The 1,344-nt window shown below is 69.3% G+C and carries 2 protein-coding genes; both read left to right on the top strand.

All coding sequences use genetic code 11. From position 1 onward, the window contains the following. Positions 1-561 (top strand): SDR family oxidoreductase (locus WU80_RS24705; protein WP_055405899.1); only part of this gene is annotated, 561 nt, incomplete at its 5' end. A gap of 88 nt (positions 562-649) precedes the next feature. After that, the coding region (locus tag WU80_RS24700; RefSeq protein WP_156371888.1) for an FAD-binding oxidoreductase at positions 650-1,344 on the top strand (695 nt) is incomplete at its 3' end.

The following is a 1,344-nucleotide window of genomic DNA, read 5'->3' as shown; positions in this document are numbered from 1 at the left end:
ATGTGTATAAGAGACAGGTGGGACGCGGCCGTCGAGACCGCCGTGAGCGAATTCGGCAAGCTCAACGTGTTGGTCAACAACGCCGGGACCGTCGCGCTCGGGCCGCTGAAGAGTTTCGATCTGGCCAAGTGGCAGAAGGTGATTGACGTCAACCTGACCGGAACCTTCCTGGGGATGCGCGCGGCGGTCGAGCCGATGATCGCGGCGGGCGGCGGCTCGATCATCAACGTGTCCTCGATCGAGGGCCTGCGCGGCGCGCCCATGGTGCACCCGTACGTGGCGTCCAAGTGGGGGGTGCGCGGGCTGGCGAAGTCCGCGGCGCTGGAGCTGGCGCCGCACAACATCCGCGTCAACTCCGTGCACCCCGGCTTCATCCGCACCCCGATGACCCAGCATCTGCCCGAGGACATGGTGACGATTCCGCTCGGCCGTCCGGCCGAGTCGCGGGAGGTCTCGACGTTCATCCTGTTCCTGGCCAGCGACGAATCGTCCTACTCCACCGGTAGCGAGTTCGTGATGGACGGCGGCCTGGTGACCGACGTGCCACACAAGGAGTTCTAGCCTCGGTTCGTCACCGAACGTGCACTCACGGCGAGAATTAGGCTAATTTTTCGCCCTCAGTGCACGTTCGGCGTAGGGGATGGTGTCGATGCTGCGTAGCCTGGCCGAGGTGGTGGGGTCGAACCACGTCTTGACCGATTCCGACGTGCTCGCGGGCCGCAGCGTCGACCACACCGGTCGTTATCGGGGCCGGGCGAGCGCGCTGGTGCGCCCGGGTTCGCCCGAGCAGGTCGCCGAGGTGCTGCGCGTCTGCCGGGACGCGGGGGCGCACGTCACCGTCCAGGGCGGCCGCACTTCGCTGGTGGCCGGCACCGTGCCCGAGCACGACGACGTGCTGCTGTCCACCGAGCGGCTGCACGCCCTCGATGACGTCGACACCGTAGAGCGCCGCGTCCGGGCGGGCGCCGGCGCGACACTGGCCGCGGTGCAACGGGCCGCGGGCGGCGCGGGCCTGCTGTTCGGCGTGGATTTGGCCGCCCGGGACACGGCGACCGTCGGGGGGATGGCGTCGACGAACGCCGGCGGGCTGCGCACGGTCCGCTACGGCAACATGGGCGAACAGGTCGTCGGCCTGGAGGTCGCCCTGCCCGACGGTTCGCTGCTGCGCCGGCACAGCCGGGTGCGCCTTGACAACACCGGCTACGACCTGTCGGCGTTGTTCGTCGGCGCCGAGGGCACCCTGGGCGTGATCACCTCGCTGGATCTGCGCCTGCACCCCACCCCCGCGCGGCGGGTGACGGCGGTGTGCGGGTTCGACGACCTGGCCTGTCTCTTATACACATC

The organism is Mycobacterium sp. UM_11 (assembly GCF_001414075.1).
Taxonomy (GTDB): Bacteria; Actinomycetota; Actinomycetes; order Mycobacteriales; family Mycobacteriaceae; genus Mycobacterium.
The sequence above is the reverse complement of the archived record's forward strand: the minus strand, read 5'-3'. Positions and strand labels throughout refer to the sequence as shown.